This is a genomic window from Pseudomonas sp. EU05-FHT14B02 (genome assembly GCF_058791055.1).
Window position 1 is genome coordinate 5958 of sequence record NZ_JBYTDD010000032.1, and the last position, 26989, is coordinate 32946.

General features: G+C 55.7%; 21 protein-coding genes and 1 pseudogene. 13 read left to right on the forward strand and 9 right to left on the reverse strand.

Translation table 11 applies throughout. The annotated features are described in order from the left end of the window. The coding region (locus tag AC3WTM_RS24375; protein WP_492587658.1) for a VCBS domain-containing protein at positions 1 to 1705 on the reverse strand (1705 nt) is incomplete at its 3' end. A 210-nt stretch (positions 1706 to 1915) separates the two neighbouring features. Next, on the reverse strand, positions 1916 to 2203 hold the full coding sequence (locus tag AC3WTM_RS24380; protein WP_102670105.1) for a PilZ domain-containing protein: 288 nt from the start codon (positions 2201 to 2203) through the stop codon (positions 1916 to 1918). 203 nt (positions 2204 to 2406) lie between these two features. Here AC3WTM_RS24380 and AC3WTM_RS24385 point away from each other — a divergent pair, with 203 nt between their 5' ends. The 3 genes from AC3WTM_RS24385 to AC3WTM_RS24395 all read left to right on the forward strand — a co-directional run bounded on the left by AC3WTM_RS24385 (position 2407) and on the right by AC3WTM_RS24395 (position 6223). Beyond that, entirely contained in the window at positions 2407 to 3072 is a 666-nt protein-coding gene (locus AC3WTM_RS24385; protein WP_102670104.1) for a LuxR C-terminal-related transcriptional regulator, read from the forward strand. Between the two features lie 169 nt (positions 3073 to 3241). Beyond that, positions 3242 to 5050, forward strand: a complete 1809-nt coding sequence (locus AC3WTM_RS24390) for a monovalent cation:proton antiporter-2 (CPA2) family protein (RefSeq protein WP_102670103.1) — start codon at positions 3242 to 3244, stop codon at positions 5048 to 5050. Between the two features lie 75 nt (positions 5051 to 5125). Next, entirely contained in the window at positions 5126 to 6223 is a 1098-nt protein-coding gene (locus AC3WTM_RS24395; protein WP_102670102.1) for a DNA alkylation repair protein, read from the forward strand. 41 nt (positions 6224 to 6264) lie between these two features. Here AC3WTM_RS24395 and AC3WTM_RS24400 read toward each other — a convergent pair whose 3' ends face one another. Continuing rightward, positions 6265 to 7167: a LysR family transcriptional regulator gene (locus tag AC3WTM_RS24400; protein WP_102670101.1), complete on the reverse strand. Its 903-nt coding sequence runs from the start codon at positions 7165 to 7167 to the stop codon at positions 6265 to 6267. 132 nt (positions 7168 to 7299) lie between these two features. Here AC3WTM_RS24400 and AC3WTM_RS24405 point away from each other — a divergent pair, with 132 nt between their 5' ends. Together AC3WTM_RS24405 and AC3WTM_RS24410 are read left to right on the forward strand one after the other, a co-directional pair. After that, complete coding sequence (locus tag AC3WTM_RS24405; protein ID WP_102670100.1) at positions 7300 to 8946, forward strand: GMC family oxidoreductase; 1647 nt, start codon at positions 7300 to 7302, stop codon at positions 8944 to 8946. Between the two features lie 220 nt (positions 8947 to 9166). After that, on the forward strand, positions 9167 to 10789 hold the full coding sequence (locus AC3WTM_RS24410; RefSeq protein WP_057715232.1) for an MFS transporter: 1623 nt from the start codon (positions 9167 to 9169) through the stop codon (positions 10787 to 10789). Between the two features lie 127 nt (positions 10790 to 10916). Here the strand turns inward: AC3WTM_RS24410 and AC3WTM_RS24415 are convergent, their stop codons facing one another. The 4 genes from AC3WTM_RS24415 to AC3WTM_RS24430 form a co-directional block, all read right to left on the reverse strand. After that, on the reverse strand, positions 10917 to 13397 hold the full coding sequence (locus tag AC3WTM_RS24415; RefSeq protein ID WP_102670099.1) for a TonB-dependent siderophore receptor: 2481 nt from the start codon (positions 13395 to 13397) through the stop codon (positions 10917 to 10919). A 105-nt stretch (positions 13398 to 13502) separates the two neighbouring features. Then, on the reverse strand, positions 13503 to 14453 hold the full coding sequence (locus tag AC3WTM_RS24420) for a FecR domain-containing protein (protein ID WP_102670098.1): 951 nt from the start codon (positions 14451 to 14453) through the stop codon (positions 13503 to 13505). Then, a complete protein-coding gene (locus AC3WTM_RS24425) occupies positions 14450 to 14971 on the reverse strand; it encodes a sigma-70 family RNA polymerase sigma factor (protein WP_102670097.1) in 522 nt (173 codons plus the stop codon). The genes AC3WTM_RS24420 and AC3WTM_RS24425 overlap by 4 nt, the downstream gene beginning before the upstream one ends. A 178-nt stretch (positions 14972 to 15149) precedes the next feature. Then, positions 15150 to 15518, reverse strand: a complete 369-nt coding sequence (locus AC3WTM_RS24430; RefSeq protein WP_057715236.1) for a DUF427 domain-containing protein — start codon at positions 15516 to 15518, stop codon at positions 15150 to 15152. A gap of 257 nt (positions 15519 to 15775) precedes the next feature. Here AC3WTM_RS24430 and AC3WTM_RS24435 point away from each other — a divergent pair, with 257 nt between their 5' ends. The 3 genes from AC3WTM_RS24435 (at position 15776) to AC3WTM_RS24445 (ending at position 19151) form a co-directional block, all read left to right on the forward strand. Then, positions 15776 to 17722, forward strand: coding sequence for a DNA topoisomerase III (locus tag AC3WTM_RS24435; protein ID WP_256586095.1), 1947 nt, complete (start codon positions 15776 to 15778; stop codon positions 17720 to 17722). 72 nt (positions 17723 to 17794) lie between these two features. Continuing rightward, positions 17795 to 18298, forward strand: coding sequence for a GNAT family N-acetyltransferase (locus tag AC3WTM_RS24440; protein WP_102670095.1), 504 nt, complete (start codon positions 17795 to 17797; stop codon positions 18296 to 18298). A 523-nt stretch (positions 18299 to 18821) separates the two neighbouring features. Next, a complete protein-coding gene (locus tag AC3WTM_RS24445) occupies positions 18822 to 19151 on the forward strand; it encodes a hypothetical protein (RefSeq protein ID WP_032829393.1) in 330 nt (109 codons plus the stop codon). Between the two features lie 195 nt (positions 19152 to 19346). On the opposite strand, the gene AC3WTM_RS24450 is transcribed toward AC3WTM_RS24445, so the two are convergent. Beyond that, positions 19347 to 19763, reverse strand: a complete 417-nt coding sequence (locus tag AC3WTM_RS24450; protein WP_102670117.1) for a DUF3010 family protein — start codon at positions 19761 to 19763, stop codon at positions 19347 to 19349. An 18-nt stretch (positions 19764 to 19781) separates the two neighbouring features. After that, positions 19782 to 19943 (reverse strand): annotated as a pseudogene (locus AC3WTM_RS24455) (helix-turn-helix domain-containing protein); the annotation flags it as partial. 595 nt (positions 19944 to 20538) lie between these two features. On the opposite strand from AC3WTM_RS24455, the gene AC3WTM_RS24460 reads away from it, so the two are divergent. The 5 genes from AC3WTM_RS24460 to AC3WTM_RS24480 all read left to right on the forward strand — a co-directional run bounded on the left by AC3WTM_RS24460 (position 20539) and on the right by AC3WTM_RS24480 (position 26906). Continuing rightward, on the forward strand, positions 20539 to 21930 hold the full coding sequence (locus tag AC3WTM_RS24460) for an ATP-grasp domain-containing protein (RefSeq protein WP_158247443.1): 1392 nt from the start codon (positions 20539 to 20541) through the stop codon (positions 21928 to 21930). Continuing rightward, entirely contained in the window at positions 21931 to 23529 is a 1599-nt protein-coding gene (locus AC3WTM_RS24465) for an asparagine synthetase B family protein (RefSeq protein WP_102670092.1), read from the forward strand. Then, complete coding sequence (blsG, locus tag AC3WTM_RS24470; RefSeq protein WP_102670091.1) at positions 23501 to 24613, forward strand: arginine 2,3-aminomutase; 1113 nt, start codon at positions 23501 to 23503, stop codon at positions 24611 to 24613. The genes AC3WTM_RS24465 and blsG overlap by 29 nt, the downstream gene beginning before the upstream one ends. 102 nt (positions 24614 to 24715) lie before the next feature. Further along, positions 24716 to 25528, forward strand: coding sequence for a Fe(II)-2OG oxygenase family protein (locus AC3WTM_RS24475; protein ID WP_146023701.1), 813 nt, complete (start codon positions 24716 to 24718; stop codon positions 25526 to 25528). Positions 25529 to 25565: 37 nt separating this feature from the next. Then, a complete protein-coding gene (locus AC3WTM_RS24480) occupies positions 25566 to 26906 on the forward strand; it encodes an MATE family efflux transporter (RefSeq protein ID WP_102670089.1) in 1341 nt (446 codons plus the stop codon). Positions 26907 to 26989 lie beyond the last annotated feature (83 nt).

Consider the following 26989-nt stretch of genomic DNA (forward strand, 5'->3'; position numbering starts at 1 on the left):
CGTCGCTGACCTGCACGCTGAACACGTCGTTGTGACTCTCGCCCGCCTTCAGCGACTGCACCGCACTGGCGACACCATTGGTGCCATTGGCCAGCGTGTAGGTCCACTGGCCGCTGTTGTCCACGGCGATCGAGCCGTAGGTGCCGGTATTTGACCCGGCAATACTCCAAGTGGCGGTGGCATCGTGATCGATGTCGGCCGAGCTGAACTGGCCACTCACGCTGAGCGTGGTGTCTTCCTGCACCGCGCCGGCATCATGGCCCGTTGCGAAGCTGAGCACTGGCGCGTCATTGCTGCCGGTAATGGTGACGGTCACCAACTGGGTGTCGACGCCGCCGAGGCCGTCGCTGACCTGCACGCTGAACACGTCGTTGTGACTCTCGCCCGCCTTCAGCGACTGCACCGCACTGGCGACACCATTGGTGCCATTGGCCAGCGTGTAGGTCCACTGGCCGCTGTTATCCACGGCGATCGAGCCAAAGGTGCCGGTATTTGACCCGGCAATACTCCAAGTGGCGGTGGCATCGTGATCGATGTCGGCCGAGCTGAACTGGCCACTCACGCTGAGCGTGGTGTCTTCCTGCACCGCGCCGGCATCATGGCCCGTTGCGAAGCTGAGCACTGGCGCGTCATTGCTGCCGGTCAGGGTGATCGTCACGTCCTTGGTCACCGTCGCCCCAAAGTCGTCGGTCAGTGTCACCGTGAACACTTCGGTCTTGGTCTGGCCCTCGGCCAGGTACTGCGCCGCGCTGTTGTTCAGCGTATAGGTCCAGCCCACGCTGCCCGCCGCGTCGCCCGTGCTCTCATCGCTGACAATGGCCACCAGCGTACCCAGCGCACCGGACGGCGCGCTCACGCTGGCCACATGTGCGTCATCGGCCAGGTCCACGTCGCCGAAGGAGAAGCTGCCACTGGCCACCGTGGTACCGTCTTCGGCCACCGCCCCGCTTTCGACTTCTGCCGCCGTCACCGTCGGCGCGTCGTTGGTGCCGGTGATAGTGATGGTCACATTTTGCGTTACCGACGAACCCTGACCATCGCTGATGGTGACCAGGTAAGTTTCGGTTACTGTCTGTCCCTGAGCCAGGTACTGCGCCGCCGAATTGTCCAGGTTGTACGTCCATTGCACCGAACCGTTGGCCGCGTTCGCTGCTTCGCTTACCGGCGAGAGCATGAACGTACCAAGGGGAGTAGCGTTGCCCTGCGCCGGCGCGAACGTCGCCATGTGCGTGTCACTGAGGTCCACGTCGTTAAAGGCAATCGTGCCGCTGGACATCAGCGAGTCGGTTGTGCTCGCAGTGGTGTCGGCGTCTTCGGTCACCATGCCGGCCTGCGTACCGAGGCTGATCGTCACACCATCATTCATGCCCGAAAACTGCACCGTCGCGGTGGCCCAACTGAGCGTTCCGTTGCCGAGGCGCATCGCATAGGTAAAGCTGTCCGTCAGGAGTTCGCCAACTGCAAGCGCCTGGAGTTGTGCCTTGAAAGCAGTGGTGAAGGTAGCGGCATCGTAGCCGACCTTACCGTCCGAGGTGATCCAGATCTTTGCACCATTCAAACTGGTGTCGGAACTCGTCGCCTCAGCCCTCGCCGTATCCTGGGTCAGGAGGTCGGCCGGCGCATACGTCTTGGTGGCAGTAGAAAGACTGTCCGCGTTGTCGAGTGACCAGAGTGTCTTCGCGCTACCGCCGAGGTCATTGGACATGACGTCCCAATACACGACCCCCAGCAGATTTTCAGTGGTGGTATAGACGTCATCCTTCGCCTGCGGCGTGTTGGAAAACGAGGTAATGGTTCCGCCGCTGGTAGTGGTGGTGCTAGCCATGTCTTTCTCCCAAGAATGTCACTCAGAGCAAAAAAACCGCTGTGGGCCTACCAACAGGCGCAGCCGATTCTTCCTCAACCCACGAACACTTCACTCCACCGGTACCAGCCGACTGGCCAGTAGCTTCACGCCCACCCCGGCCCTCTCTCCCAGCGGCTCAATGCGCACGATTTGTCCTTGCGCCTTGAACTTCATGGGGCCGCCGGGCGTGTCGAGTTCAATCTCGAAGTCAATCAAGCTACCCACCTGCTGCTCGCTATCGGTTTCGAAATACAAACCGGAGGCGCTGATGTCACGGGTGACACCCTTGCCCCCGCCGATCAGTTGCAGCGACAGGGTGACTTGCTCACGGGGCTCAATTCGGTGTGTGTCTCTCATGACTGCAGTCTAAAAACGGCTGCTGTTTATTACATGAGTGCGCTATCCCTTTTTTTCTGGGAGTCAATCACCCATGAAAACAGTGTTTTATGGGACAAATGTCATGGGAGGGGGGACTGAAGCGCTATAGAAAAAAGCTACAGGCTGCAACGATTGCTATCATGATCAGCTAACACAACCCGCCTAAAGAGGCAGCGACCCGAATGCCAATTCAAGTCCTGTTAGTAGCTCTACCGCTCGTGGCCTGGGGCCTTGAGCGCCTGGTGGAAAGCGCTCAGCCAAGGTTGGCGCTGGCGGGTTCGGTGGCGTCGGTGGCGCAATACCTGCTTTCGCTGCACCAGTACGCGCCGGATGTGGTAGTGCTGGACCTGGACAGCGAGGGCTGTATCGAGTCACTGGCCGACTTGCACAGACAGACCAAAGCCAAGATTCTGGTCGTGACAGGGTCGAGCGACGTGGCGCTGCATGACAGTGCGGTGCTGGCGGGCGCACGTGGCGTGGTGGATAAGCGGGAGTCGGCATCCGCATCAACATTGCTCAAAGCCATAGAAAAAGTGCATGACGGCGAGCTCTGGATTGACCGCAATGCGACCAGCCGTATCTTCCTTGAACTGGCGCGCAAGAAAGTCGAGCGCGACACAGACCCGGAGCAACAAAAAATCGCCAAGCTAACGCGCCGCGAGCAGCAAACCATTGCATCGCTGGCCCGCGACCCCTCTGCCCCTGGCAAGTTGGTGGCCGAGAAACTGCACATCAGCGAGCACACGCTGCGCAACCATTTGACATCGATCTACAGCAAGCTGGGCCTGACGAACCGCGTAGATCTGTACGCCTACGCACACAAGCATGGGCTTTCCACAGTCGACTGAGCCGATTTCTTCCAGATTGATCGAAAACCCGATCTATCCCCCCATCTCCTGCGAGGCCGGCAAGATTCGCCATCAATATGCGTAACAGACCACTGCCGCAGTGGATCTTCACGGAACCCAGCCTTTATCCTTGACGCCCCCCGCTGTCCCGAGTCCTGGAGTTTCGCCCATGCCCCATGAAGGCAACCTGCTACAAGCCGCTGTCGTGTTTCTGATGGCGGCCGTACTCATCGTTCCATTAGCCAAGCGCCTGCAACTGGGGGCGGTTCTGGGTTATCTGTTTGCCGGGGTGATCATCGGCCCGTCGGTGCTGGGCCTGATCGACAACCCGCAAAGCGTCGCGAACATTTCCGAACTCGGCGTGGTGTTGCTGCTGTTCATCATCGGCCTGGAACTGTCACCGCGACGTTTGTGGGTGATGCGCAAATCAGTGTTCGGCGTGGGCTTGGCCCAAGTGTTGCTGACGGGTTCGGTGATCGGCGTGGTGGCGCTGTGGCTGTTTGGCCAGCCGTTGAACACCGCGATTGTCCTGGGCCTGGGCCTGGCGCTGTCGTCCACGGCGTTCGGCCTGCAAAGCCTGGCTGAACGCAAGGAACTGACCAGCCCCCACGGGCGGCTGGCGTTCGCGATTCTGTTGTTTCAGGACATCGCCGCGATTCCCTTGATCGCCATGGTGCCGTTGCTGGCTGGTGGCGATCGCAGCATCACCGCCAGCGAAAACCTGAACCACGGCCTGCAAGTACTGGCCAGCATCGCCGTCGTGGTGATCGGCGGGCGTTATCTGCTGCGACCGGTGTTTCGCGTGGTGACCAAAACCGCGTTGCCAGAGGTCTCCACCGCTACGGCGTTGCTGGTGGTGATTGGCACAGCATGGCTGATGGAACTGGTCGGGATTTCCATGGCCCTGGGCGCCTTCCTCGCCGGCCTGTTGCTGGCGGACTCCGAGTATCGCCATGAACTGGAAGCCCAGATCGAACCGTTCAAGGGCCTGTTACTCGGGCTGTTTTTCATCAGTGTCGGCATGGGTGCGAACCTGAGTCTGCTGCTGAGCATGCCGGTGGCGGTGCTGGGTCTGACCCTGTTGCTGATCGCGATCAAACTGCCGCTGCTGTTTATTGTCGGTCGATTGGCCGGTGGCTTGAAGAACGTCAGCGCGATCCGCCTGGGTATCGTGCTGGCGGCCGGTGGTGAATTTGCCTTTGTGGTGTTCAAGATCGGGCGAGATCACGGGCTGTTCGCGGCAGAACTGTATGACTTGCTTGTGCTGACCATCACCCTTTCCATGGCCGTGACACCGTTGTTGCTGCTGCTCTGCGCACAGTTGGTCAGCCCGAAAGTGCAACCGGTGGAAGTGCCGGAGAAGTTTCGCGAAATCGACGCCGACGCGCCACGGGTGGTGATCGCTGGCATGGGTCGCATGGGTCAGATCGTCGCGCGGATTTTGCGTGCACAGAACATCAAGTTCGTGGCCCTCGACACCTCGGTGGAAACCATTGAACTGTCCCGCAGTTTTGGTGGCGTGCCGGTGTTCTACGGCGACCCGATGCGCCCGGAAATCCTCAACGCGGCCAAGGTCGGGGAGGCCGAGTACTTCGTGATCGCCACTGACGACCCGGACACCAACATCAAGACCGCCGAACTGGTGCGCAAGCTCTATCCGCATATGAAAATCATCGCCCGCGCCCGTAACCGCCAGCATGTGCACCGGCTGATGGACGTCGGCGCACACGCCGTGCGCGAAACCTTTTATTCGGGCCTGGAAATGAGCCGGCAAACCCTGATCGGGCTGGGATTGACCCAGGCTCAGGCGGATGCGCGGATCAAGCGCTTCAAGCAGCACGACGAAGTGGTGCTCGAGGCCCAACATGCGGTGTATGACGACGCGGTGAAAGTGATGCAGACGGCGCAGGAAGCGCGGGCGGAACTGGCCAGGTTATTCGAGTCGGATCAACTGCAAGAGCAAGCGGACAAGAATTGAGGTGACTATTCGGGCCTGCTCGCGATGAACGATAACGCGGTGTGATGGATCAACAACAATTGCCAAGGAGCCACCATGACTGACCAACCTGCCCCCGCCCTCAAGGAAATCTTCAACACCGAGCGTCTCCAGCACATCGCCACCGAAATAACGGCGGTATATCCGGAATTCGAGGCCAGACGCTTCCTGAAGCTGGCCCGATCCGGCCTGGCAGAGCTCAGTGTCATGCAACGCATGGCCCGGGTCAGTGAATGCCTGCACGCGGTGTTGCCGCTGGACTATGAAGCGTCGCTGCAGGTGCTGCGCGCCCTCGCCCCGCGTCTGAACAGCGGCTTCGTCAGTATGTGCCTGCCGCACTATGTCGCCAGCTACGGCGCCCATGCGTTCGATCAGTCGATGGACGCGCTGAAGTATTTCACCGCTTTTGGCTCTTCGGAGTTCGCAATCCGTCACTTTCTGCGCAGTGACCTCGAGCGCTCGCTCAAGCTGATGCATGCCTGGTCGCTGGATGACAACGAGCATGTGCGGCGCCTGGCCAGCGAAGGATGCCGGCCACGCCTGCCCTGGTCATTCCGGCTGGAGCCCATCCAGGCCGACCCGACACTGGCGGCGAACATCCTCGACAACCTCAAGGCCGACACGAGCCTGTACGTACGCAAATCCGTGGCCAACCACCTCAACGACATCACCAAGGATCATCCCGACTGGGTGCTGGACCTGATCGAAGGCTGGTCGCTGGACAACCGGCACACCGCATGGATCGCCAAACACGCCCTGCGCAGCCTGATCAAACAGGGCAACCGGCGGGCACTGGCGATCATCGGCGCGGGCGGCAAGCCTGAAGTCGAGATCATTGATGTAAAAGTCGAACCGCCGGTGATTGGCCTCGGAGAAAAAATCACCCTGTCGTTTGCGGTCAAATCCACCGTTCAAAGCAGCCAGCGCCTGGTGATCGACTACGCCATCGATTACGTCAAGGCCAACGGCAGCACCTCGGCGAAGGTGTTCAAGCTCAAGGCGCTGACGCTGCCGGGCAACGCAGTCGAAGCCGTTAGCCGTAGTCAGCAGATCAAGGAACTCACCACCCGCCGGCATTATGCGGGGCGCCATGCGGTGCACATCATGGTCAACGGTGAACGGCTGGCCAGCACGGCGTTCGAGATTCTTGCTTGAGCCTCAAGATGGATATTGGATGTGCTCGCGATGGCGTCCGTTCAGGCACCGTAGGAGGTTGGCCCGAGCAACAACCCTTGCTCCCGCTCACACAACTCCACCACATAATCCCAAAGAACCCGCAGCCGCACCGATTTGTGCAGTTCCCGGCGGGTGCTGATCCAGTAGCTGCGCTGGATGCTTTCGTCCGGCAGCAGCGGCACCAGACCGGGATCAGCGCTGGCCATGTAGCACGGCAGCACGGCGATCCCCAAGCCTGAGCGCGCCGCCTGTTGCTGGGCGATCACGCTGGTGCTGTGAAACACCACCCGCGGGTTGCGGCAGAAGCTGTTGAGGAACATCAGTTCCTGGCTGAACAGCAAATCATCGACATAGCCAATCCACGCATGACGCCCCAGGTCCTCCCGACTGCGCAACGGCGGTGAGCGATCGAGATAGTCCTGGCTGGCATACAGCGCCAGGCGATAGTCGGTGAGTTTTCGGGTGACCAGCATGTCGGCGGCCGGGCGCTCAAGGTGGATGCTGATTTCCGCCTCGCGGTTGAGGATGCTGACAAAACGCGGCACCGCCACCAGTTCCACCTCCAGCCCCGGATAGCGCTCGAACAAACCGTTCATGCGACTGGCCAGGAACATGATGCCCAGCCCTTCCGTCACGCCGACGCGGATCTTGCCCAGCGGCGCGGTGGATTGGGTGATCTCCTCCTGGGCCAGCAGCGCCACGTTCTCCATCGCTTCGGCGTGTTTAAGCAACGCCTCGCCGGCCGGGGTCATCTCGTAACCCTGGGCATGCTGGACGAATAACGCCGTACCGAGGCTTTTTTCGATGGCCTCGATGTGCCGCGCCACGGTGGCATGGGTGGTGTTCAAGCGACGAGCAGCCGTGAGCAAACGCCCGCTGCGCTGCAATTCGAGAAAAAACCGCAGGTCATTCCAGTCGAACATGAATCGTCCTTGTTCGTTGCCGTTCGGGATGCTGTTTAAAAACGCACAGCGGCTGCGCAAAAACTAACATTCTTTTGACGAAAGCTAACAACTAGGATGACAGACAACAAGAACAACAACACGAGGTCAGGGATGCAGGCTTCCCTAGATGAATTCGATTACATCGTGGTCGGGGCCGGGCCGGCCGGGTGTCTGCTGGCCAATCGACTGTCGGCCGATGCGCAACATCGCGTATTGCTGCTTGAGGCCGGTGGTCGCGACAACTATGCGTGGATTCACATCCCCGTGGGTTACCTTTTCTGCATCGGCAACCCGCGCACCGACTGGTGCTTCAAGACCGAAGCGCAACCTGGCCTGCAAGGTCGCGCCCTGAGCTACCCGCGCGGCAAAGTGCTGGGGGGCTGCTCCTCGATCAACGGCATGATTTACATGCGCGGCCAAGCCGGCGACTACGACGGCTGGGCCGCCGCCGGCAATCCTGGCTGGAGCTGGCGAGACGTATTGCCACTGTTCAAGCAGAGTGAAAATCACTTTGCCGGTGCCGCCGAATTTCACGGCGCCGCGGGCGAATGGCGGGTCGAACGCCAGCGCCTGTCATGGCCGATTCTCGATGCGTTCCGTAGTGCCGCCGAGCAAAGCGGCATCGCCAGCATCGATGACTTCAACCAGGGCGATAACGAAGGTTGCGGTTATTTCCAGGTCAATCAAAAGGCCGGAATTCGCTGGAACGCGTCCAAGGCCTTTCTCAAACCCATTGGCCAACGTCCCAATCTCACCGTGCTGACCGGTGTCGAAGTCAACCGCGTGTTGCTGGACAATGGCCGCGCTTCGGCGGTCAGCGCCCGCTGGCAAGGCCAGGCAAAAACCTTCAAGGCGCGCAAGGAGATCGTCCTGTGTGCCGGCTCGGTCGGTTCGCCCAGCATCCTGCAACGCTCCGGCATCGGCCCGCGGCCACTGCTTGAGCGGCTGGGGATTGGCGTCGCCCATGAGTTACCCGGCGTCGGTGGCAACCTGCAAGATCACCTGCAACTGCGGCTGATCTACAAGCTGGAAAATGCCCGCACCCTGAACCAGATCGCCGGCAGCCTGTGGGGCAAGCTGGGCATGGGCCTGCGCTACCTGTATGACCGCAGCGGCCCGCTGTCCATGGCGCCGAGCCAGTTGGGCGCCTTTGCCCGCTCGGGGCCGGAGCAGACTTCAGCCAACCTCGAATACCACGTGCAGCCGCTGTCGCTGGAGCGCTTTGGCGAACCTTTGCATGCCTTCCCGGCGTTCACCGCGTCGGTCTGCGATCTACGTCCGCAAAGCCGTGGCCGGGTGGAAATCCGCTCGGCCGATCCGCAAGAAGCCCCGCTGATCCAACCCAATTACCTGAGCCACCCGCAAGACCTGCGGGTCGCCGCCGACGCCATTCGCCTGACCCGGCGCATCGTCGCCGCCCCGGCCCTGCGTGCCTTCAATCCGGCGGAGTACCTGCCCGGCGACAGCCTGCAAAGCGAAGAACAGCTGCACGAAGCCGCCGCGCGGATCGGCACCACGATTTTCCATCCGGTGGGCACCTGCCGCATGGGCAATGACGCCGACGCCGTGGTCGATGCGCAACTCAAGGTCCATGGCATCCCCGGCCTGCGCATTGCCGATGCCTCGATCATGCCGCGCATCACCTCGGGCAACACCTGCTCGCCGACGCTGATGATCGCCGAGAAGGCTGCACAATTGATCCTCAACCCTGCCACTAGGAGCATCACACCGACAATGGAACTGATCGCACACCCCTGAATCCTTACTCGCCCCCCTGTAGGAGCGAGCTCGCTCGCGATGGTCGCCAACGATAACGCTGCAAACCTGACACCCACGTGCGCGCTCAGGTTCATCGCGAGCAAGCTCGCTCCTACATACAAGTAGCGGATACACCCGATACATCGCAGTAGCGGCACCCGCCCACAAGGCCGGTGCCGGCAGTGGAACAACAAAAACAATCACTGTGAGGGATACCGGTATGTCAGAGAACGTTCAAACCCTGGAAGCCGTGCGCAGCGCGGGCACCAGCCAGGAAACCCAGAAAGTCATCTTTGCCTCGTCCCTCGGGACAGTCTTCGAGTGGTACGACTTTTTCCTCTATGGCGCCCTCGCGGCGGTGATCAGCAAGCAGTTTTTCGCCGGGGTCAACGACACCACGGCGTTTATCTTTGCGCTGATGGCCTTCGCCGCCGGCTTTATCGTGCGGCCATTCGGCGCGCTGGTGTTCGGTCGGTTGGGGGACATGATCGGGCGCAAGTACACCTTCCTCGCCACCATCGTCCTCATGGGCCTGGCGACGTTCTGCGTCGGGCTGCTGCCGACCTATGCCAGCATCGGCATCGCCGCGCCGATCATCCTGGTGGTGCTGCGCATGCTCCAGGGTCTGGCCTTGGGCGGTGAATACGGCGGCGCCGCGACCTACGTCGCCGAGCACGCACCCATCGGCAAGCGCGGCTTCCACACCAGCTGGATTCAATCCACCGCGACCCTGGGTCTGCTGCTCTCGCTGCTGGTGGTGCTGGGTTGCCGCTACTTCACCGGCGATCAGTTCGAAGTCTGGGGTTGGCGCATTCCGTTCCTGTTTTCCATCGTGCTGCTGGGCATCTCGACCTGGATTCGCTTGAGCCTGCATGAATCGCCGGCCTTCGTGAAAATGAAAGAAGAAGGCAAGCTGTGCAAACAGCCGATTCGCGACTCCTTCGGTAAATGGGAGAACCTCAAAGTGGTGTTGATCGCGCTGTTCAGCATCAATGCCGGGCAAGCGGTGACCTTCTACGCCGCGCAATTCTATGTGCTGTTCTTCCTCACCCAGTTTCTGAAAATGGACCCGGCGGTGGCCAACGGTTTGCTGATCGTCAGCGTGACCATCGGCGCTCCCTTCTTCATTTTCTTTGGCTGGCTGTCGGACAAGGTCGGGCGCAAACCGGTGCTGATGATCGGCCTGCTGCTGGCCACCGCCCTGTACTTCCCGATCTTCAAGACCCTGGCCCACTACGCCAACCCGGCCATCGACCAGGCCAGCCGCCAGGCACCGATCACCGTGATGGCCGACCCGGCCACCTGCACCTTCCAGTTCGACCCGGTGGGCAAAGCGAAATTCGACAGCCCGTGCGACAAGGTCAAGACCTTCCTGGTCAAGCAGGGCCTGCCGTATCAGAGTGCTGTCGCACCAGCCGGCAGTGACGTGCAGGTGAGCGTCGGTGACGTGAAGATCGACGGGTTCGACGAAGCGGCTCTGCGCGGTGCCGTGACCCTCGCCGGTTACCCGCAACAGGCGGACATGCAGCAGATCAACAAGCCGATGATCGTGGCGCTGATCGTCGCGCTGATCATCATCTCCGCGATGTGCTACGGCCCGCTGGCGGCGTTGATGGTCGAACTGTTCCCGACCCGCATCCGCTACACCTCGATGTCCCTGCCCTACCACATCGGCAACGGCTGGTTCGGCGGCTTCCTGCCGACCGTGTCGTTCGCGTTGGTGGTGTACACCGGGGACATCTTCTACGGGCTGTGGTACCCGGTAGTGATCACCGGGGTGAGCCTGGTGGTGGGGATGATTTGCCTGCGTGAGACGCGCAACGTCGATCTCGATAAAAACTGACCTGACCTGTCATTGTAGGAGCGAGCCTGCTCGCGATGGACTCGAAAGCGCCGCGTTTAACCACTAAACACGCGTTTTCGTTAACGACCATTGCGAGCAGGTTCGCTTCTGCAGGGGTTTTGCAGCGTCAGAAACGGGCCTTGACCGATACCATGAAGTTGCGTGGATCACCGTAGTAATTACCAAACGTCTCGGTACCAATGGTGGCGTAGTAACGCTTGTCGAACAGGTTGTTGCCGTTGAGCGCAACAGACCAGGTGTCGTCGATGCGATAGCCTATGCGACCGTTCCAGACGGCATAACCCGACTGGCTGATCTTTTTTGCACTGTTGGGTGAAACTCGGAAGTTATCGCTCTGCGCGTTGACGCCGGCACCAATGCTGAACCTTTCCAGAGACCCGCTCAGGGCGTAGTCGCCCCACATGCGCAATACATGCCGAGGCACATAGCTGTTGAACGCAGCGCCGTTCAGACTTGTGTCGATGTCATCCAGGGTCTTGGTCTGGGTGTATGTGTAACCCGCCAGCAATTGCAATCGCTCAATGAGTTCACCGCTGATTTCCGCCTCGAAGCCCTGGGCCCGGACCTTGCCGGCATTGACGTAGCAATAGCCGTCAGAGGATGGGCAAGACGAGTTGTAGTCGGTTTGCGCCTGGTCTTTCTGGATCGTGCGAAACAGATTGAAAGAGCTGTTCAAGCGACCGTCGAACCACGCCCCCTTGATCCCCAGTTCATAGCTCTGGCCCACCAGAGGCTTGAGGGTCGAGCCGTCTTCGGCCCGCAAGTTACCCTGGGGAGTGAAGATTTCCGCATAGCTGGTATAGGCCGTGAGGTTTTCATTGAGATCAAGCAACAGCCCGGCAAAAGGTGTGACCTGCCCCGTTTCCTTGGTGCTGGCGTGTTCGGACGTACCCGACCTGATGAACACCGAATCGGTATCGGAGCTGTACCAACTGACGCGGCTGCCAACGACGAAGGTCAACGGTTCCGCCAGTTTCAGGCGCAAGGTCGAGTAAGCCCCCTTCTGTTTGGTCACGCTATCGACCGGACCGCCACGGGACGAGTTGTCGATGAAGAAACTGTCGTCCGGCTCCGGAATATGTTTGTCGGGATTGAACACATTTTGCCGTTGCGGCAGAAACGCCACCGAGTAGAAGTCGTCCTTGTTCGAACGACTGGCATTGAAACCCACCACCAGTTCGTGTTGCAGGCCGAACCCATCGAACTTGCCATCCACGTAGGCATCGAGTCCGTAGTCGACTTGATCGTAGTCGTACATGCTGCCCAGCACACCGGTGGTATCCACGCCAGGCGTTACCGCCCCGGAGGCGAACGCGTATTTGATGTCCTGGGTGTTTTTTGTGTAAACGCTGGCGACTTTCAATGCCCAGTCTTCGTTGATCTGGTGTTTGAGATCGCTGAAGACCGTGGTGCGTTTACTGCGCCAGGTGTTCCACGACGGATCGAGGCAGGTTGAACGACTGAGCTTGAGGTCGCTGCCATCCTTGTAGCGCGGCAACCCGCCCCAGCACGGGTTGGCGTCGACATCTTCATAGGCCAGGCCCACCCCGAGCGTGGTGTCCGGGCTCAAGTCGAAATCGAGCGCGCCGTAATACACCTGGTCCTTGCGACTGGCATCGTCGATAAAGTAATGCCGGCTCTGCTCAGCAATCACGGCGCGGCCGCGCAGGGTGCCCGAATCGTTCAGTGGGCCTCCGGTGTCGACCTGTGCGCGATAGTTGTCGTAACTGCCACCTGACAAGGTGATCTCGGTGTGAGGCGTCGCTTGCCCGCGTTTGCGCACGAAGTTCACCCCGCCCGCGGTGCCGCCCGCGCCTTTCATCATGCCGGCGGCACCGCGCAGGATTTCTACCCGGTCGTAATACGCCGTGTCCCCGCTAAAACTGTCGGCCTGAACGTAGAGGTTGCCCATATCCAGTGGCACGCCGTCGTACTGGTACTGGCCGGACATGCGGAAACCGCGCGAGTAAAAGTATTTGCCGCCCATGGTCGAGTCGTAGACGGTGATGCCCGGTGTTTTCTCCATCACTTGATCGATGGTGTTGAGGTTCTGGTCATCGAGCATCTTGCGGGTCATCACCGTCACCGATTGCGGTGTTTCCCGCAGGGAGTGTTCGCCTTTGCCGATAGTGATCGCTCCGGTGGTGTACGACCCGCTGTTCTCGGTCGTCGCGCCCAGTTCCTGCCCATTGATGTTGGTGGCACCCAGTTCCAGCACCGAACCGGACGCAGGTGCTGCCCGCAGGATGTAAGTACCGTTGCCTTGGGGTTCGGCTTGCAGGCCACTGCCACCGAGTATGCGTGCAAAGCCTTCACTGACACCGAAAGAGCCTTTCAGCCCGGGGGAACTGAAACCGTCGGTTTGCCGCGCATCGAACGAAATGGCCGCGCCTGCCGCGCTGGCAAAACGACTGAGCACTTCAGTCAGGCTGCCGCCGTCGATATCGAAGGTTTGAACCGAACGCTGTTGCTGCGTCGGCACCGGCGCGGCGTACGTTGCAGCAGGCCATAAACCGGTTGTCGTAGCCGCCAATAATCCGAACTTCACTGCGGTCGCCAGACGACCTGGCTGGTACACCCGAGACATGCTTACCCTCCCCCAAACGATCAATAAAAACTCACTGGGGGATGAGCCGAACAATGCGCATGAATAGTGCAATGGAGCAGAAATTATTTTTATCGGTGTCGTGGATTAGCCCGTTGCACCACCGGAAACATTGACCCAATAGCGGCTGTAGCGGGTGACACGCAACGACAAACCACCCTCCAGCGCTGCCAGTGCCACGTCTGTGTCGTCAATCGGAAAAGAACCGGAAACCTTCAGATCGGCGATGCTCGAATCGCAGCGCAGAACACCCCTGCGATAGCGCGAAAGATCAGCCAGCAACTCGGCCAAGGGGCGGTTGATCGCGATAATGCTGCCCTGGCGCCACGCCCCAACCGAGGCATCACTCAATTGTATTGCACCCATCCCGGCAGGACCGAAGGCCATGCGTTGACCAGCCTCCAGACGTGCCTTCGATGGTGACACGCTCACCTCTACGGCCTCTTCCAGCACCGCCACTTCGCTGCCGCGTCCCAGGGAGCGGACGATAAACCGAGTGCCCAACGCCCGGACCTCGCCATCTCGAGTGACAACCTTGAACGGCCGCTGCGCAGGGTCGACGGCGGTCGAAACGAGAATTTCCCCCGCCAGCAACTCCAGCACCCGCTGCCGGCCATCGAAACGCAGATTGACCGACGTCTGGGTGTTGAGCAGCAGCGAGCTGCCATCGGCCAGGCGATATTCCCGACGCTCGCCCACTACCGTGCGGTAATCGGCGAACAGGTCCCGGGTTACCTCACTGCGCCAGCCCAACCACCCGAGGGAGCCCGCCGAGGCCAGCACCAGAACGCTGCGCAGCACTTGGCGACGGGATCGATCGGCTCCCCGCAAGGCCGGCGCAGCCAGTGCACCCGGAACCCGAGCCATCTGCTCACCGACGTCGGTCATGCGCTGCCAGGCCTGGTGATGCCCAGGATCAGCCGCCAGCCAGGCGCGCCAGGCCACCTGATCGGCATCCGTTGCAACACCGGAGTGAAGCCGCGCGTACCACTGCGCGGCGCTGCTGATCGCTTTCAGTTCGGCGGGCGACAGGCTCATGCGAGCTGCAACTGGATTTGCATCAGACAGCAATGCTCCATGGCCTTGGCCATGTGGTTGTTTACCGTACGCACGCTGACGCCCAGGCGCTCGGCAATCTGTGGGTAGGTCAGGCCATCGAACTGCGAAAGGATGAAACTCTGCTTGATCTTCGGCCCCAGTCCTTGCAGCAACCGATCAATCTCCATCAGTGCTTGCAGCAAAATCGCCTGTTCCTCCAGCGATGGCTGTTGCCGTTCGGGAGTGGCGGCCAACGCTTCAAGATAGGATTGCTCCAGCGAGCGGCGGCGAAACAGATCAATCAACAGCCCCTTGGCGATCATCGACAGATAAGGCCGCGGCTCGCGGATCTCCAGTGCGCTGCGTGCCTTGATCACCCGGACAAAGGTGTCCTGCGCCAGGTCCGCGGCATCGAACGCGTTCCCCAGACGCTTGCGCAGCCAGCCATGGAGCCAACCGTGATGGTCGCAATACAAGTCGTTGACGGCGCTGCGCAGGGAAAAATCGTTGGCGGACATGAGAGTGGAATAATTCGCGAGTGATAATGACTCTCATTGTCATATTTGTAACAGCTGATTGGCAATAGCCATGGGGGGGCAATCCAGAATGTCCAAGTGAGCAGAAGGACATTCCGGAATTTGCCGATCAGGGGGACAACCGTTGAATCGTGGTTGTTTTATCGCTTGAAAACGACAATCAAACCTCGGCATCAAGCAACTCGAACTTCACTTGATCCGGGTAGAACGCCAGATAACCGCGGATTTGCTCTACCGACACCTTGGGGTCTTCGTAACTCCACACCGCGTTGGCGCTTTCATGCCCCGGCACCTGCAGGCTGAAATAGCTGGCATCGCCCTTGTAGGGGCAATAACTGGTGTGGTCGGTGCGGGCGAAATACTTCTCGTCAATGTCCTCTCGCGGCACGTAGTACACCGGTGGGTAGTTGGCCTCCAGCAACACCAGGGCCCGCGCCGAGGCGGCCACTTGAATGCCGTGGAATTTTACCAACAGACAGCCAGGCTGCTCGGCGATGGTGATGACAGGGCTAGGACCGGAGCTTTTCATGGAAAACGTTCCTCATGACGGTAATGGACCTGCAAATCGAAGTGGCAGCGTGGCTTGCCCGCGATGGGCTGCGAAACAGCCCCCCAAAACCTGAAACCACGATTTATCAGGTATACCCCAAGTTTTACCCTCGCGACTGCTTCGCAGCCGAACGGGAGCGACACACAAACCTGTACATCCATACAGATAAAGATTGCTCCATCGTTCATCAAGCGCCATTCTGTGCATCTCTGGCACATTGATCGACGATGGTGGTTATGCGGTTGTACCTCTGTGAAAAACCTTCCCAGGCCAAAGACATTGCGGCGGTCCTCGGCGCCAAACGCCGGGGCGATGGCTGTTGGCTGGGAACGGACGTCACGGTGACCTGGTGCATCGGCCACTTGCTGGAAACCGCACCGCCGGATGCCTATGACGCACGCTACAAGCGCTGGGTACTGGCCGACCTGCCGATCATTCCGGAAAAGTGGAAAATGACCGTCAAGCCGCGCACCGCCAGCCAGTACAAGGCGGTCAAGCGCCTGCTCGGTGAAGCGTCCGAACTGGTCATTGCCACGGACGCCGACCGCGAGGGCGAGATGATCGCCCGGGAACTGGTGGAGCATTGCCGATACCGCGGGCCGATCCGCCGCCTCTGGTTGTCGGCGCTGGACGATGCGTCCATCCGCAAGGCCCTCGCGGCCCTCAAACCCGGGAACGAAACCTTCAGCCTCTATCACTCGGCCCTGGGGCGTTCCCGGGCCGACTGGCTGATCGGCATGAACATGAGTCGGCTGTTCACCCTGCTGGGGCGCCAGTCTGGCTATCAAGGCGTGTTGCCGGTCGGCCGGGTGCAAACGCCGACCTTGCGCCTGGTGGTGGATCGCGATCGCAGCATCGCCGACTTTGTGCCCGTCCCCTATTGGGCCATCGACGTGCAACTGTTGCACAACGGCACCGCGTTCACGGCGCAATGGCGCGCGGCATCCGAGCTTTGCGACGACCAGGACCGCTGTCTGAATCAGGCATTGGCGCAACAAGCGGCGGCCGCCATGAGCGGCGCGGCCAGTGCGCGGGTGATCAAACTGCGCACCGAACGGATGCGCGAAGTGGCCCCGCTGCCATTCGACCTGGGTACTCTGCAGGAGGTCTGCTCAAAGAAACTCGGCCTCGGCGCCCAGGAAACCCTCGACATTGCCCAGGCGCTGTACGAGACCCACAAAGTCATTACCTATCCGCGCAGTGATTGCGGCTACTTGCCCCTGAGTCAGCACAGCGAGGCACCGGCCATTCTGGCGGCTTTGCGCCAGGCCGATCCGGCGTTGAACGCCTTGCACGACCACCTTGATCCGCAACGGCGCTCACGGGCCTGGAACGATGCAAAAGTCAGCGCGCACCACGGCATCATCCCCACGGCTGCGGCGAAGAACCTCGAACGTCTGGCGGGCAAACAGCGTGCGGTCTACACCCTGATCCGCGCCCGATACCTGGCGCAGTTCCTGCCCAATCACGAATACGACCGCACCCAGGCCGACTTCGACTGCGCCGGCGAGGCCTTGCGCGCTGTCGGCAAGCAGATCATCGAGCCGGGCTGGAAACGCGCCCTGCCCGAAGCACTGGCTCCGGCCAAAGGGCGCGAAGCCCCGGCACCGCAGACTCTGCCCAACCTGGCCGAAGGCATCGACTGCGCAGTGGCCGGCGTGCAATTCAAGGACCTCTGGACGCAACCGCCAAAGCCGTTTACGGAAGGCGACCTGATCAAGGCCATGAAGAATGTCGCCAAACTGGTGCAAGACCCGCTGCTCAAGCAAAAACTCAAGGACACCACCGGCATCGGCACCGAAGCGACGCGTGCGTCGATCATTCAGGGCCTGCTCGACCGTGGTTATCTGGTCAAGAACGGCAAAGCCCTGGCCGCCACACCGGCCGCGTTCAGCCTGATCGACGCCGTACCCCGGGCCATCGCCGATCCGGGCACCACGGCGATCTGGGAGCAGGCGCTGGACATGGTGCAAAGCGGGGAAATGAGCCTGGAGGAGTTCGTCACCAAACAGGCGGCGTGGATGAGCAAGCAGGTCAGTCGCTGTGCCGGCCTGAGCCTGGTCATCAGCGGTCCACCGCCCGGCGGGCGCGCCGCAACCCCATGGAAGAAAAAGCGCAAGAGCGCCCCGCGCAAACCATCGAGTGGCACCAGGCGCGGGGCAAAGCCGGCAAGCAAAACCTGAACCCGACACCGAACCTTGCGGCCAACCATAATGAAGGGTGTACCTGCCCCGGCGTAACTGGAGCCAACCCGTATGCCTTCGATAGAACTGCACGCCGCCCAACGCGATGAACTGGAAACCATCGAGAACCTGATGCAGTTCTACACCTACGACTTCAGCGAATGGTTACCTCTGAAACTGGGCGAACACGGTTTCTTCAACATCCTGCCCATGCCCGAATACTGGCAAAACCCGGCTACCCGCCCCTTCCTGATCGAGGTCGACGGTGAATTGGCCGGCTTCGTGACCGTGGATAACCAGGTCCATCTACCCGGTGCCGACTACAACATCGGTTATCTGTTTGTCAGTCGACGCTTCCGTGGCCAGGGTGTCGCGCGATTTGTCGTTTCCACCCTCTTGAGTCGGTTCCCCGGTCAATGGCAGATTTTCCACATCGAGGCGAATCAGCCGGCGCGCCTGTTCTGGGCCGCCGTGATGCCGGGGCTCAACGTTGCCGGGCTCACCTTGCATCAGCAGGTGGTTGACCGCTATCCCTGCACTTTTTACCGCTTTGAGTGTCCGCCTTTGTCGTCCTGACCGACACACCTTCGACTCCACCCGCTAATTCCCAACAGCTTTGTCCGACAATATGTAGTGACTAAAAATATTCACTACAAAACCGTTGACGCCTCCGATTTGCCCTTGCATGATGCAGACGTCTCCCCGATCGGGAGTACAGGCAACACGTTTGAGCAAGCTCGTCTGACCGCCGAGCTGTTTTTCCCGGATACACGCTGCCCACAAGGCAGATTGAAGAAGCTGACCTGGCCTGAACGTCCAGTACAAGGGCGAGAAGTCTTGGCGAGCAATCCTCATGAAGCTTGTGGCCGACCCTGAAAATGTCGGCAGTGGCCTTAAGGTTTTCGCCGCTTCTCTTCGTTGTGACGCTATTGCGTAGCAGTTATTCAACACGACTACATGCAACAGACGCAGGACCCCGCCCGATAAGGCGGTCGAACGCTGACGTCCTGGTTTCGGTGCCAGGGATCAACTAACCGATGGGCTACCTGTATTAGCGAATCAACTTTGAAAGATCACCAATTGGTCAAGGGGCTTTATGATGAATCTGAACAATCAACCAACTATCGATGAACTGGCTCGTATCTTCGCTGCAAAGAAAGACAGCCACGACAACCATATTCTCTGGATCAGCAAGTGTGGCCAGGTTCATATCGACTGCCTGTCGCCGCACGCCCATGAAGCAGAGTTCGACCAGAACAACCAGAACCTGCTCGCCCGACTGAAGATGTACCGTCGCGGCCAGGGCTATGTCGGCAAGAAGGCCGCGGCCGACAAGGACTTCATCGGTAATGTTCTGCAAACCCTGAAACAGGCCTGGGCCTCGATGCAGAACCAGAACGAAGTTCGGGTGATTGACCGGTTCTACTGATTAAGATGAGTCATTACTGACTTATTGATAAACAAGGCCTGCTCCCGATAAGGAGCAGGCTTTTTTTTCGACCAGGACACGGTCTCTTGCAGGAGCTGGCTTGCCAGCGATAGTCGTTAACGATAACGCGTGTAAACCGGATAAACGCGGCGCACTTGAGTCCATCGCCGGCAAGCCGGCTCCTTGGGTTGAAGGTTACTTCTTCAGTAACGCCGAGCAGGCGGCTTTATAAGCCTCATGCTGATACTTATTCAGCGTCGCCGACAGCTCAAACCCGTGCTTCTTGGCCTGGGCATTGATGGTCTGCGGCGACAGCAGCGCCACCTCGCAATTGTCCAGCAACTGCAAATCCCCTTCGATCTTGAACGTGGTCGGCCCACCGGCAAACTCACCCTTCTTGCTGCGCTTCTTGGTCGCGATCCGATCTATCGAATTCTCGCGCACGAACGACGCAATCTGCGCGGCAAACACTTTGACGTTGGCGGCTTCCTCATCATCGTCCAGGGCAATTTTCTTGGTGGCGAGCGCGACGTGATTCAACGCCTGACCGTCGAGCGCGGCCACGGCGATGATCGCTTCGCTGCCTTTGATTTCGATGCCGCAGATTTTCATTTCGATCCCTTTCACAGCCTAAATCTCAAGTTGATTAGCGGTAATACCAAACGCCGCTGCTATTTTTTTGCGAGTGGCCTTCCGAGGCTTTGAGACGGTCTCTTGCTGGGCAAATGCCGGCTGAGAGACACCCATCCGTTTGGCCACTTCATCCTGTGTAAGGCTCAAGTGCTTGCGCCATGGAGCGCTGTTCGAGGGAAGATCAGCGGATCTGTGAAAGCTTGATCGAAATTGTCTTGCGCCTTATCGAGCAGAAATTTCTGTAGGATTTTTAGTATCGCAGTACTGCGAAGTTTCCTTTTCCTTCCTGTGACTGTGAATTCGGCGGTACGAATTATTTAGTTTGTGCCGCATCATTCATGGACACCCTTCAGATAAGGAGTCTGGAAATGAATGCTCCCCTCTCCCCTTTGTACACCAATGAAGCCTCCCCTGATTTTGTTCGCAGCTAAGAAGATTACCTTTTCTCGCAGCAACTTGAAGGGGCGAACAAAGACGCCTTGAGGATAATTGAACAACAACGGGCTTACGCCAACGCTCATCCGCCCACAGCTATCTACCGTGTGGCAACCGCGGGCAGCCAACCTCGTAATGACAGGAGGATTCAGCGTGCAACTTCGCCGTGGGAGTTCACATAGGATAACGGCCAAGAAGTACGTGGTGCGCAGAAAGTTATGCCTTTCCCAAAAGATCTCCACTGATCATGCGTGCGTGACAAACAGTACAATGCTCGCTATCTAATTTTACAACAATGAAAATGATCACGGACCTATATATGAAGCCAGAAATATTAATTTTCATAGATAACGACTATCTATCAACCTCACTATATCTATATAGAAGATTACACTTTCAAGCCGCAGCAAAAGAAGGTATCAGATGCATAACAATAATCGCAAAAGATAGTAAAAATATTAGGGAGGCTAGCGATGAAAGTGATGAAGTTTTCTTGGTAGATAGCATTGAAACTAGCGAAGTACTCTGCGCAGTAGAACGCTTAAGCCGGACATACAGTGTGAAAGGACTGTTTTGCTACCCAGCGCATGTCACACCACGTGGGGACGCGAACCATGTAGTTGAAGATATCGCTAAGCAATGCGGGCTTAAATATTACAGCGCCGAGCCGCTAGAGAATTGCAACAATAAATACTTAATGCGCTCACAACTTAGCAATATAAAAGGTGTTAGGTCGGTAAATTTCAGGCTCTTCAACGGAAATTTCGAAACTATGAATGATCTTATATTTCCCGTAGTGATGAAGCCGGTATACGGGGGCGGCTCGGCGTTTGTCTCGATATGTGATGACCGAAAGAGTCTTGAAAAAGCATATAATCACTTCATAGAAAGATTTCCTGACGTGCCTGGAGCCTATTCTTTCTCGGGAGCTGAAAAATGGCTTAGCTCTCCAGAAGAAGATCCTGTGCTATATACGCCGGGCGTTTCCGTGTTAATTGAAGAATTCATTGAGGGGCCTGAAGGTTCTTTAGAATGCTTGGTTATCGACGGCAACATACACCCGATGTTGATATTTGAAAAGATGATAACAAGCAACACCTCCAGTACGGTTTTAGAAAAGGTCATAGTCACACCACCGCAAAGCTTTTCTAACGACCAGATATCGATGATCGTATCAACTATTAGCAATTCTATAAAAGCACTGAAGGTAAAGAACGGATTTTTACACGTTGAGTTCAAATTATCCAAAAACGGCCCCCAAGTGATTGAGGTAAACCCGAGGCTGGGCGGGTTCTTCGTGGACGAAGCACTTAAGGATCTGTGCTCATGTGATGCCTATGCCTTAAACGTCAATTACATAACAAATAAGCCAGTAACCATAGGACACCATTTGGCGGATGACCTTCCGATCTTGCCGGAGGACGCCGTCTACGCGATGCTTCTATTCTATCCAACTCGCTCAGGCTACATCAAAGCTATAAAGCTTCCAGAAATTGATTCTGCGTGTGAGATTTTATCGCAGGTACTGCCTACTACTAACGGCCACAAAGATGGATTCTTCGATGTAGAAAACGAAGAAGCTTATATCGCAAAAATGTGGGTGAGGGCAACGTCTATAGACGAAATACTTGACGTCCATAAAGAGTATGAGAGAAACATTAAAGTCGAAACATCTGAATATCGTGAAGACAAATTACTGGAGCAGTACTAGATGTGCGGGATAGCTGCAATATTTGAGACTTCTACCCGTTCTGATGAAAAGCGCGACTTTGAGGCTACTTTATTAAAAATGCTGGGGAGAATCTCCCATAGAGGCGCTGCTGAAAACTTTGGAGAGCGCTTTATATTTTCTCATGCTGCTATTGGTACCAATCGCTTGCCTATCGTGGAGAGAGAAGACAACAATCAGCCGTTCATAGATAACATTTCAGGTAACGCAATTATATTTAATGGTGAAATTTACAACTTGAATGAGTTGCGATTAATTTTATTATCACACGGAGTGATGTTTTTAGGCAGTTCAGATACCGAGCTAGTTCTTAGAGCCTATACGCACTGGGGGAAATCTTGCCTGACCCGACTCAATGGTATATTCGCGTTTATTATCTACTCACCGGGAGACAACACCGTTTTCGCTGCGAGGGATCGGCTGGGCGTAAAGCCTCTATACTTGACTCAAGAAGGAACTGTCCTCTATTTCGCATCGGAACTGAAAGCACTAATTGGGTTGACCAACAAGACACAAGAAATCCTCCCTGGACATTATTGGGTGGACGGTCGACAGAACGCATATTATTTAATTAGCGAAAGCATAGGGCCGAAACTAGATTACAAGTCTACGGTAAATAAATGCAATGAGCTACTGCACCTCTCGGTAAAGCGTCAAGCCAATACGGATCTTCCGGTAGGCGTAATTTTCTCTGGCGGGCTAGATAGCGCGATAATTCTTTATCTTGCTAACCTATACCATAAGAACGTCACCGCCTACACGGTCGGAGTGGCTGGCTCAGCTGACGTAGTATTCGCGCAGAGATTATGCAAAGAACTTGGCATTAAGATAGTTATTTCTGATGTTGATCGTGTAGATCTGATGCAGTCTATTAGAACCAGCATATATGTATCTGAACAATTTGAACCCGTAGATATAACTGATGCATTGACTATACATTGTGCTTTCTCCCGAATGAAAGAAGACGGGATACGTATAGCTCTATCTGGAGATGGAAGTGATGAGCTATTCGCTGGTTATGACTTCTTTCAAGGGGCCAGTGACCGTCGTGCGCTTCAGCTACATAAAGTTAAGAACTTGTATCGAACTGATCTACAGCGTGTGGATAGAATGAGCATGTTCAATACAGTGGAATGCCGTGTACCGTTTCTCGACAAAGATCTTTTCGATTTTATAATATCGGCTCCGATGGAGTTCCATGTAAGAGATGGTTTTACAAAAGTTTTACTAAGGGACGCTTTTTCCCTCGAGTTACCAGATTATATCACTCGGCGACCAAAAATGAGGATGTCTGAAGGGTCAGGTATAGGCGAACTAATTTTTGACGTACTTCAATCAATGAATGAGAGCTTGGATAGCAAGCCTTTTCCATTAGAAGATAATGCAATTAATAATGCTGCTTTGATACTCCAAGAGTTCGGCTTTGAGCTACCAGACAATCGATATAAGGTACAAGGTCTCGACTATCATAGCGGCGGATGGACGACCTCGACAACTAAAGACATTGATAAAAATCTCGTCAGCCCCCCCCCACCAGCGAAGGATAATAAAAATGATTATTGCAAAGGACACTTTAAGTAAACAGGATTTACTGTCTTCCGACCAATGGGGCGACCACAAATTTCAAATGAAGAATGCCATTCGCACCAAGGCTCAGCTGGAAGCCTGGGTAACTCTCAGTGATACAGAATTGAAGGGCATTGAGCAAACAGAGAGCCAGTATAAGTGGATGATTACTCCATATTATGCATCACTGATGGACGAGACCAATGAGAATTGTCCGATTCGGCTGCAAAGCATACCCCACCCAAAAGAAGTTGATGAGAGTAATCAGCAGGAAGATGTAGACCCGGTGGGTGATATGGTTTATATGAAAACCAGACGCGTCGTACATAAGTATCCAAACCGAGTCATATTCCTAGTGTCGGATACTTGCCCAGTTTATTGCAGACACTGCACTAGAAAGTTTCACACAACTGATAAGTCAGGCAGTTATTACAACAAAAAGCTTCCCGCCTCATATGATCAAGACATAGAGTACATCGCAAACAACAAAAACATCAGCGACGTATTACTTACCGGAGGCGACCCGCTAATTCTTTCCGATGAGCTTTTGCATAGCATTATATCTAGGCTCAATGCAATCCCCCACGTAGATTTTGTACGCATTGGCTCACGGTACCCGGTTTTTCTTCCGCAGCGGATAACAGATGATTTTTGTAAGATGTTGTCCGAATTCAAATCGATCTGGTTTAGCACCCATTTCAATCATCCCGTGGAAGTGACTCCTGAGGCCTTAAGCGCGGTAGATAAACTTCTTTCCCACGGTATACCGGTACAAAACCAGACAGTGCTGTTGCGTGGAGTGAACGACGACGTCGAAACACTTAGAACGTTGAACCGGATGCTGGTGAAAGGCAGGGTAAGGCCTTATTACCTATACCACGCGGACAATGTTCAAGGCGTATCGCACTTTAGGACGTCGATAGAAAAGGGCCTTGAGATTATGGAGCAGCTGCACGGTTATGAAACTGGTTTCAGCGTCCCACAGTATGTTTACACCACTAAACTTGGGAAGATCCCTTTGAATAACCAGTACTTCTATAAGCTAGGCTCTAAGAATTTTGTGCTTGGCTATGATCATAAAACGCTTGAAGTTCCTTGAGGTCAACTGACTCGCGAGTGGTTCACTACCTGGTGGCTTTGAAACTAACTAATTTACCATTTCTTCGGTACTGATATGATATTTACTAAATTAGACTACTCAATGTTAAGCCCAGAATCTATTGTCGCTCAATTTAAAGAGGACTTTAGTTTTTCATCTGATGTCACAATCTTAGACCTTCCTAAAGCCAATCAACAGCGACCGACGCCGAAACATTGGAGGGATGACTGCCATTCAAACTACGATGATTTATTTCTTCAACTGTCAAGACATGTTGGTGATGTTTTCGGTTATAGCGACCTGCAGAACGGCAAGCTTGTTCAAGAAATATTCCCAATCTTCAAAGATAGAAATAAACAGTTGGGAAGTGGTTCTGTGCATTTAGAACTGCATACTGAAGACCCCGCTTTACCTTATAGGGCCGATGTACTAGGTTTTTTATGCGTAAGAAACGACGATAAAGTCCCAAACTTGCTGTCTTGCCCAGATTTTTCAGCCGTTGATGCAACACTCAAGCACAGGTTAACGGAGACCCGTTATACCATTCTTTCCGACCGACCCTCTACGATCGAATATAAGCCAACGTCTCTAGAGACGGCGGTATTGCAAGAATCACCTACCGAGGGCTACAGCTTCATTTATGATCCTGTCTACGTTGACTACAGCAAAATGTCTCATTGCGAAGAACTAGTTTTTAAGGATTTTATCAAGCTGGTTGAGTCAGCAACCTTTGACTTATCAATGAACGAAGCACAGGTTTTGTTTATCAACAACTACAAGTGCGCTCATGGCAGGCCACAATTTACGCCAAAGTACGATGGAACGGATCGATGGCTGAAAAGAGTACAGATTTCCAAGGATGTGTCTAAGCACCTAGACCGGGAGTACAGTCTTGATATCATCACTGATATATAACCGTGCCGCGAGGCTTTCCCGTAGATATACATCCGAGATGCGCGAGAGTTCTCGGCTCTCGCTAGCCTTTGTATCTGGCAATATCGCGCATGTGATTATTGCGACTACGGACGTAATAATGGCTGGATGGATTAGTACCGAGGCGTTAGCTGCGTCGACTTTGGCACAGGGCCTCTACTATCTTCTGTTTTTATTATTCTCCGGACTACTCATCTCTACCATCCCGTTTATTACTGATGCATTGGGATCTAAGGCAAAAGAAGAACAATATGCATCTGTATCGACCAGCTGCATTCAGCTCATAGTAGCTGCGTTTTTAATATGCATAGCAATGCTCTATTTTACGAAAGAAATATTAGTTTTTTTTGGCCAGGATCCGCTTGTGTCTTTCGAAGCTCAGAGATACATGAATAGCCTGATGTGGAGCATCGGCCCAGCGATTTTATTTGTACACCTCAGAAATGTGTTATCAATAATGGGATCAGCGCGATATACAGTTATCGCAATTATTACAGCAGCGATCTTTAACTTCGTTGCTAACCTGATTCTAATATTTGGTTTTTTGTGGATACCCCCCTTGGGTTTGTTCGGTGCAGGTATCGCCACGACGTTAACAAACATTTTGCTTTGTATATTGCTGGTCATATTAGGCTTAATGAATCCGCAGTTCAGGGAGCGGCAGCACTGTATAAAATTGATAGTAGTGAGAGTGTGGTTGATGATGCCTATTTTAAGAAATGGTATTCCGGTCTCTCTAACGCAGGCAAATGACACGCTATTTTTCTTCATCCTCACAATCATAGTGGGTAAGTTTGGAGTCGTTGCGTTGGCTGCTCATGGTATCGCAATGCAAGTTCTTCAAGTCGTATTTACAATACCTAATGGCATTTCTCAAGCTTCTACTACGAGAATAAGCCTCTGCTCTCCTTTGGGTGTGTATTCGCGGCGGACGAGTGACGCCGGATGGAGTGCTTTATGGCTCGGCTGGATAGTACTCACTGTAATATCTTCTATCTTGATTATTTTTTCCCATGATATTGTTCAGCTATTTGTTGCTCGGGGTGAAGGTGGAGATGACGAGCTCATCAAGCTTTCTAGCCTTTTTGTCTGCATTTTAGGAGTCTTCCATTTCTTTGATGGAAGTCAAATGGTACTGCTCGGTATATTTAGGGGCTTGAAACAGACCGTCTTTCCGATGTTGCTTTCGATTATTTGTTTTTGGCTAGTGGGGCTACCGCTCGCTCTCTTATTGGCATTTTATACTGACCTAGGAGCAGCGGGTGTATGGTGTGGCGTAGGGCTTGGACTTATAGCGCTGTTCTCTCTACTTCTATTTAGATGGATCCGATACAAGGCTCCGACGCAGGTTGCGGCATGAGAAATCTATACGGCATTCGAGGTATAAATTACATACTGAAACACAGTATATTCGTGATAGCTTGCTTAGTATTACTATCTATA